At 63.8% G+C, this 7,153-nt stretch carries 5 protein-coding genes and 3 pseudogenes; all 8 read right to left on the bottom strand.

Annotated features, from left to right (window positions below; translation table 11 throughout):
- Positions 1 to 127: 127 nt before the first annotated feature.
- A pseudogene (locus WA944_RS13525) lies at positions 128 to 259 on the bottom strand (ATP-binding protein); the annotation flags it as partial.
- 33 nt (positions 260 to 292) lie between these two features.
- Positions 293 to 1,835, bottom strand: a pseudogene (locus WA944_RS13530) (Mu transposase domain-containing protein).
- A gap of 49 nt (positions 1,836 to 1,884) precedes the next feature.
- On the bottom strand, positions 1,885 to 2,541 hold the full coding sequence (locus WA944_RS13535) for a transposase family protein (protein WP_526371406.1): 657 nt from the start codon (positions 2,539 to 2,541) through the stop codon (positions 1,885 to 1,887).
- Between the two features lie 291 nt (positions 2,542 to 2,832).
- Positions 2,833 to 2,976: pseudogene (locus WA944_RS13540) on the bottom strand (winged helix-turn-helix transcriptional regulator); the annotation flags it as partial.
- Between the two features lie 318 nt (positions 2,977 to 3,294).
- Complete coding sequence (locus tag WA944_RS13545; protein WP_526607869.1) at positions 3,295 to 4,353, bottom strand: LLM class flavin-dependent oxidoreductase; 1,059 nt, start codon at positions 4,351 to 4,353, stop codon at positions 3,295 to 3,297.
- Between the two features lie 178 nt (positions 4,354 to 4,531).
- Positions 4,532 to 5,122 carry a PaaI family thioesterase gene (locus WA944_RS13550; protein ID WP_526607872.1) on the bottom strand — a complete coding sequence of 197 codons (591 nt, stop codon included), beginning with the start codon at positions 5,120 to 5,122 and terminating at the stop codon, positions 4,532 to 4,534.
- Between the two features lie 216 nt (positions 5,123 to 5,338).
- On the bottom strand, positions 5,339 to 6,025 hold the full coding sequence (locus WA944_RS13555) for a transglutaminase-like domain-containing protein (RefSeq protein ID WP_526647041.1): 687 nt from the start codon (positions 6,023 to 6,025) through the stop codon (positions 5,339 to 5,341).
- On the bottom strand, positions 6,022 to 7,122 hold the full coding sequence (locus tag WA944_RS13560) for a DUF4872 domain-containing protein (protein WP_526371632.1): 1,101 nt from the start codon (positions 7,120 to 7,122) through the stop codon (positions 6,022 to 6,024). The genes WA944_RS13555 and WA944_RS13560 overlap by 4 nt, the downstream gene beginning before the upstream one ends.
- Between the last annotated feature and the right edge of the window lie 31 nt (positions 7,123 to 7,153).

Genomic DNA, 7,153 nt, shown 5'->3' on the forward strand with positions numbered 1-7,153 from the left:
ATCCAGGCCATCCGCGTCTCCGCCCGCGGCTACCGCAACCGAGAGCACTTCAAGACCGCAATCTACTTCCACCTCGGCGGATTACAGCTCTACCCGGTCACACCATGACCCACGGACTTCCCGGAAGAGCCAGATTGTGTTGGCGGGCCAGGGCGGCGCGTTCGGGCAGGGTGTCGGCCAGCGCGCCGATTTTGAGGGTTTTGAGCAGTCGGGTCAGGTCAGCGCCGACCGGCTCGGCGGGGGCACGGTGGGTGGTCATGTCAGCAGGTCTCCTCGGAATCGGTAACGGGCACTACCACAATGATGGTGTGATGATGTTGAATTCGGATGGGTTGCGGGCGAACCGGGTGGCTGTTTGGCCGACTGCTTGCGGTGGTGCCGGGGCGGTGTTCTCGGTGGCGCGTTGCAGCATGGAGGCGATCTTGTTGACCGAGACGACGTCGAGGTCCAGCGATAGTGAACATGCTTGTTCGACGCGCTGCGCGCCGAAGCGGCGCACCAGGCCTTGGAGCCGGTAGACGGTGCGCATCCGGGTCCAGGGCAGCGGGTCATCGAGGATGCGTTCGGCGTAGATCCCGATATTGGACCCGCGCGCCGCACACGCGGCGATCAACGCCGCCAGGTCCCGCAACGCGTAACCGGCTTTTGTGTTCGGGCAGGTCAGCGCGGTCGGTGCTGCGACCACCGGCCGGCTGGCGGGGATGGACTTTCACCAGCGTGGCGCGGTGATAGAACTTCACCAGCTCACTGTCGGCGCGTACGTCCAACGTGTGCCCGATCCAGCACTCGGGCAGCGAATACAGGGCTTTGGCGACCTCGGCGTGGAAATCGCGGTGTACCTTGACCGCTTTGAACACCGGCACGTCATAGGTCCCGGCACCGGCAGCAGCCGGGGTTGCTCGTCGGTGGTGAACACCTCCAGGGGACGTGCGCAGGTGGTGCCGTGGATGCGGGTACCGGCAGTGCGCAGACACCAAGTCATCACAGCCTGCTGCGCCTGTTCGAGGCTGGTGAATGTTTCCCCGTCCCAGAAGTTTCGGCGCACATACTGGACCATGCGCTCGACCCGCGGCTTGTCTTGGGGGCGGTGCGGGGTGGAATGCACCAACCGGATCCCCAGTTTCGCGCAGGCCCGCAACAACCAGGCATCGACGAACGCCGACCCAGGTGTAGACGCTGGCCGGAACTCCACGAGCGGCCAACGCCGGTTCCAGAGCGACGCCCAACCGGACGGTGTCCTCGCTGAAGCCGAACCGATAGCCGCAGACCAGCCGGGAATGATCGTCCAAGAAAGCGAACAGATAGGTTTTGCGGCCACCAATCTTCGGGCCACGCAACGCATCCCCGGTCCACCGATCATTGGGGTTCTCGGCCTCGAACCGGCCGAACACCGCCGGGACGTCCCCGGCGGCCGGGCCGATCAACTCGAGGCGGTGAAACAGGCGCAGCAGCGTCGACTCAGACGGTGACCACCCCGTGGCCGCCCGCAGGATGCGCTGCACCTGCGCGGCGGTCCGCGCCGGATTCTCCCGCTTGAGCGAGGCCGCCAACTCCAACGTGGCGCCGTCGGTGCGCGGCGCCGACGATCGCGGTGAGGGGATCAACTCGACGAACCCGCCAGCGCGGTAGCGGCGGATCCAGCGGTCCAAGGTGTCGCGCGAGTAGCGCACCGACGTCCCGAACGGGTCGGTGTGCTCACGGGCGGCGATCTCACGGACCAGCCGGCCACGAGCCTTCGTCGACAAATCCTTGTCCAATGCCGGGCAGATCAACTGGTAGCGGAACAACCCCACGGCGTGACTTCTCTGGCGGCGCTTCTCGTCCTCGGTACTGATGACACCCACTCCTGTCTCGGTGATGCCACCCAAACCGTTTGCCGCGCAGTCATCCCCGCGACGATGACCCATCCACACCGCTGATGTCAGGGTCAACTGGTGTTGCACCGGCCGGTTTCGGCGCCGGCGGCCAACCCGGTGACAGCAGCCGGGCACCGCTGCACGCGGCAGCCACCCGCGCCGACGTCACCGCACCGGTCACCGACCGCTCACCGAAACGCGCCCCGATCGCGGCCCGCGCAGCGCCGACCGCGGCGACAACGTCCCCGCATCCCGACCCGGTCGACCTCGGTATCGACACGTCTACCCCCGCAGCGACCGCGACCGAGAGGAACCAGTGCCGCACCACCTGCGCGCGCCCGGTGATCACTCGCAGCCAGCCGCGGACCGTCGATCCGGGAATCCCCAACCGCGCCGCGATCCGGCGGTGCCCCCCATCGGCCGCCTTCGCCACCACCGCCGCCCAGATCAGCTCCGCGACATAGGCCCTGCGCAGCAGCAACGTCACCGGCAGCAACACATGGGTCACCAAACACGTGCGGCACCGAGACCGCCGCGGCCGCACCGGCGCGGCCGACCCAACCACCTGGCGAGAACGGGCGAAACCCCACCGCACCAACACCCCGTCCGGGCATGACGGGCACGACACCTCCCCAGCAGCCAACCGGGACTCGACGCGCTCGGAATCGACCTCTACCGTGACCATCAGTGCCTTTCGCACTACGCACGGCGTCGCGGAAGGTCTCGGCCAAGAAATCAGCGGGGGCGCCGTGCACCCATCAGTTCATCGACACACTGACGGTGCAGACCACCAAGATCAAACCCACCCCAACGCCGACCACCACATCGGCAGGATCAACGACGGCACAACACCCCGTGGTCGTCATCCCGAGAGACGGTCAACACTCGCCACCGCCGCCGGCATCTGCGGATAGGCCGTCAACAGCGCGCGGATGCGCGGCTCCACCTCGTTGATTGCCGACGGCGCCGAGGCTCACTCGTACTTCGGCGGACCTTCGGCGGCCAGCGCACTGGCCACCGTGTCCCGCGCGATACCAAGCTGCCGTGCGATGGCCCGCTGCGACAAACCCTCGCTGCGGTGAAGATGCCGGATCAAGGCCCAGTCTTCCAAGGAGATCACCCATCCATCTGATTGGGTGGCCTACTTTTCAACCGTCGCGACTGGCCGGATTCTCAACCGTCGTCAACACCCTGCCGGCGCGGTGTGCACGGAGGCCTGGTCCGGAGACGATGGAGGGTTGCACCTCAGCTTCTCGACGACGACGCCAACATCGTCAACCACACCACGCAGCCATAGGTGGGCACGCACGGATCGACAGCGTGAGGGTCGCCAGACACAGCGTCCTGCTTGTGCAGCCGCCCTCCTCGATGTGGCACCGGCGGACGCGGCCGCATGCGTGAATTCACCGAAGGGGCGACATCAGCGCAGCGAGTGAAATCAGGTGTCGCTGTGGGCAGAACGGCTGGACGGCCCTGGCGACATCGAAGCCGGCGAGCATTCTCGGATGATGCTGTCGAGATTTTGCTGCACGCGTTCCGGGGCAATACCGATCGATGGTGCGTACAGCATGATGTGGTCAAGGACGCCTTCGTAGCGTCTAAGTTGTTCACGGACTTGGTGTGCCGTTCCTGCGACGCCCATGGTGTCGATCATCTTATCGGACACCGCGGCGAACATCGCCGGGAAATCGCGTCGGGTGAATGCATCCCGAATGGCTCGACCCTCGGTGGTGAAGCCGTTCACGTCGAGCACCAACTCGTAGGACTTCACCGAGGAGTAGAACGCAATCTGTTGCGCCAGTTCGCGCCTGGCGACTTCGGCATCCTCGTGGATGGAGCACATGACCATGGATACGATTTCGACCTCGCTGGGGTCACGGTCGGCGTGCGCCGCGCCCTTGGCGACGGCGGGTCGGACGATCTCCTGGACGTAGGTGGTGGTGAACAGCGGGTGCCCCGCGAGGCCGTCAGCCACCCTGCCTGCTGTCTCGCACATCCGGGGCCGAACACCGGCGGTGATGATCGGGATCGGCCGACTCGGGGGCTGCATGTCGCCGGTTGGAATGAGGTTCAGGGCGTAGAAGCGGCCCTCGTGATGGACCGGACCTTCGTGCAGGTTCCAGATGCGGCGCAGCAATATGACGAGTTCTTCCATCCGCAGCGCGGGTGCGGAGGTGTCGGGCACGCCGTGCCAGTCGCTCATCATCCGTCTGGTCCCGTTGCCGATGCCGAGCACCAGTCGTCCGTTGGAGAGTTCGTCGAGATCGCGCGCCTCGGTGGCCAGCACCAGAGGGCTTCGGCCGACGCCGTAGAGAATGGAGGAACCGATCCGACAGTTCTGTGTGCCGTTGGCCATCGCGGCCATGGAGATCGATCCGGACCGAGAGTAGAACTCCGAGGCCCATACGGCGTCGAACCCGGCCGCGTCGGCGGCCTGTGCGGTCTGGGCCAGTGACTTCAGATCCGCGCCGAGAACCGACAGGCCGTAGGTGCTCATATCTCGTCTCCTGAACGCGGGCGAAGGCCGTCGAGCATGACGGCGCTGATTGGACACCGTCTCGTCGAGGTAATTCTCGGTGAGCAGGTACATGAGTGCGTTGATGGTGACCGCGCCGAGCGGGGCAATGGACGTGGGTCGGGCATCGCCAGGCGTGCGGCACCTTCAAAGCTGGTGCTCAGCATCTTCCCTCCCGGGTCGATCCCACAATGCGGCGTGTCGAGGACGCCTTCTGCATGGAGCTGGTGAAGTGCGCCAGTGTGACGACGACGAATAACCCAGATGCGGACGCGACTAGCTGACCGGTTGTTTCCTCGCGCAATTCTGTCCGGACTTCGAGTTTCCGGCCGGTCTTGGACACCAGCTCCGCGCTGACCTCGTAGGGGACCCCCAGCAACACTGGCGCGTAGAACTCGGTGTCGAGCTTACGGGTCACGGCCATCTCACCGACCACGTAGAGCAACATGCCCACCATGTCGTCGAGTACGGTCATGACTGCGCCGCCATGTGCAATACCGGGTGCGCCGCGATGTCTGCCGTCGAAGATATGCCTGGCACCCACCCCGTCGCCATGCCGACGCGCTCGCAGGCGATGACCGTGCGGATTGTCTGTGCCGCAACCAAGGCACCACGGGTGGTGCGCGTCAAGGTAGTCGCCGTCGGCGGCGACAGCACGATTCTGAAAGCTATGCCACCATGCGATGGCCGAATCTTCTTCCGCTTGCTCTTCGATGACGAAACCCCTCCTAAATAGGACCACGCAGTGCATAGTTCATCCTGCGACTTACGAATTGCGCCGACGTCAGCGCTGCTCGCCGGAAGACAATATGTAAAGACTCGCTAGCCCGCCGAGATCATCGCTGCGGTACACCTTCCAGTTCGGTCACTGTCGGCCGTTTAGTCCTGCCCGTAACCCCGCCGAATTCAAGGAGATCATAGCCGACGAGATCGCGTCACAATGAACTGGCACACAGTCCGCAGCGCCTCACAACTCCTGGGAGAAGGCGTCACGCTGGGCTCCAGCGTCAGCCATGAGCGGGCCGTACCGGTGATGCAACTCTGTAACGATGTCGGTGAAGGGGAGATCGTGGTACCAACCGCGGTCGTGGAGATACTCCATGTGTTGGCTTCCCCCACCGTCGTAGGCATGGAGGAGCGCATCGGTGTGGCCGTCGAAGTCGATCGGAGGTACACCGAATCGCGCGCAGAGCTCGGCGTTGAACGCCGGAGTAGCCTTCACCCAGCGGTTGTTGAGTTGTAATTCGCTATATCCGTGGTAGACGAACACGTCGGTACCTCCCATCCGGGCACGCAATGTGGTGGTCTGCAGATGGTTGCGCACGTCCGCGAATCCGAGCCGGGCGGGAATGCCTGCGGCACGAGCTGCCGCGGTGAGCAGCACCGCCTTCGGTATGCAATACGCCCTCGACGCTGTCGCTACATAGCTCGCCCGATAATGCTCGGGATCGTCGTCGGTGCTATAGGGATCGTACCAAATCCTGTCTCGCACAGCGGTGAAGATCAACCTCGCCTTCTGCACAGGGTCACGCACGTCACCGACGGCGTTCTCGGTGAAGCGCTGTACATCGTCATGCTGCCAATCGAGGAAACCAGTTGTCTCGAGGAAACCAGTTGTCTCGAGGAAACTCGATTCGCTTGAAGTGTCACTCACAAAGAGCCTTTCAGATGAGCCTCGATGCGGGTATCGACAGTGCCAACGGATCGACTGGCCGTTTCGAGGGCTTCGACGAGGCGCGTTTCGGCGTCCGGGATCGTCGCAGCGATTGTGGCCGCAGCTTGACTACGACTCCGTAGCGATGTATCGGCATCCGTGGCGGCGGCCGCAAGCTCAGACCACGCTTGGGAAGCGTGTCGTGCCGCGGCCGCCGCTTCGGCTGCGGCGGCGTCATCTAGGAGATCGGAGATGTCCTGGCAACCTTGTGCCTGCAGCATACGAAAGAGCCCGCCACCGGTACCAGCTTTCTCGATGAACGCCCCGAGACCGAACAATGCCGCGGCCAGGGCATCGTCGTCGAACAGCGTCGGCCAATACCGTACGTCATCGGCGAAGTCCTGCACACCCTTCAAACCGGAAGACTCGACTTCAGCTTCCTCGATGCGCAGTAGCGGCGCACTTACGGCACCGCCACGCATGAGCGCTGCGCTCGCGGCTAGAGCAGTGGCTGCAATCAGCTTAAGGTCGGGCACTCGCTCCGGCCAGTCGACGTGATATGTGGTGTGCCGGGTAGGCATAGGAAACCCTACCGAGGACCGCGCCCGGCGCAGATCGTCATAGGCCACCGTTTGGGTGGTCTCGCGGTCATTATCGACTACATAGGCAACCCGTTTTTCGTCATCGTATCCGGTGATGACGATGTCGTGACGGCTCATGTGCAATCGGACGCGCAGGTAAGGAAGTTCGCCGATGTCAGCCCACACCATGACAGGTCGGCCCTTGTCGACTTCGTCGGTCACAAATGACCATCCCACGTCTGGGTCATCGGTCGATCGCACGACGAAGTTTGCCCCAACCCGGGAGAGGTAATTTTGTTCCAGCTCGCTTCCTCGTCCTACCAGGTATATCTGGGGAAACAACTGCGTAGAGCGGACGTACGAGAAGTCCAAGGCTCCGCCGAGGGTGAATACCAATCCTTCACTGAGTGCTTCTGTCCCCCATCCTAGTTGGGCCCATTCAGTAAGGTCACGCAGCGCACCGGAACCACAGTGCCCTCCCTTCCTATGGGGATAGGGAATTTGAATCCTCGTCATCGCCGCCTCCTCTCTTATCCAATAGCACTGT

Source organism: Mycobacterium sp., assembly GCF_049683355.1.
Lineage (GTDB): Bacteria > Actinomycetota > Actinomycetes > Mycobacteriales > Mycobacteriaceae > Mycobacterium.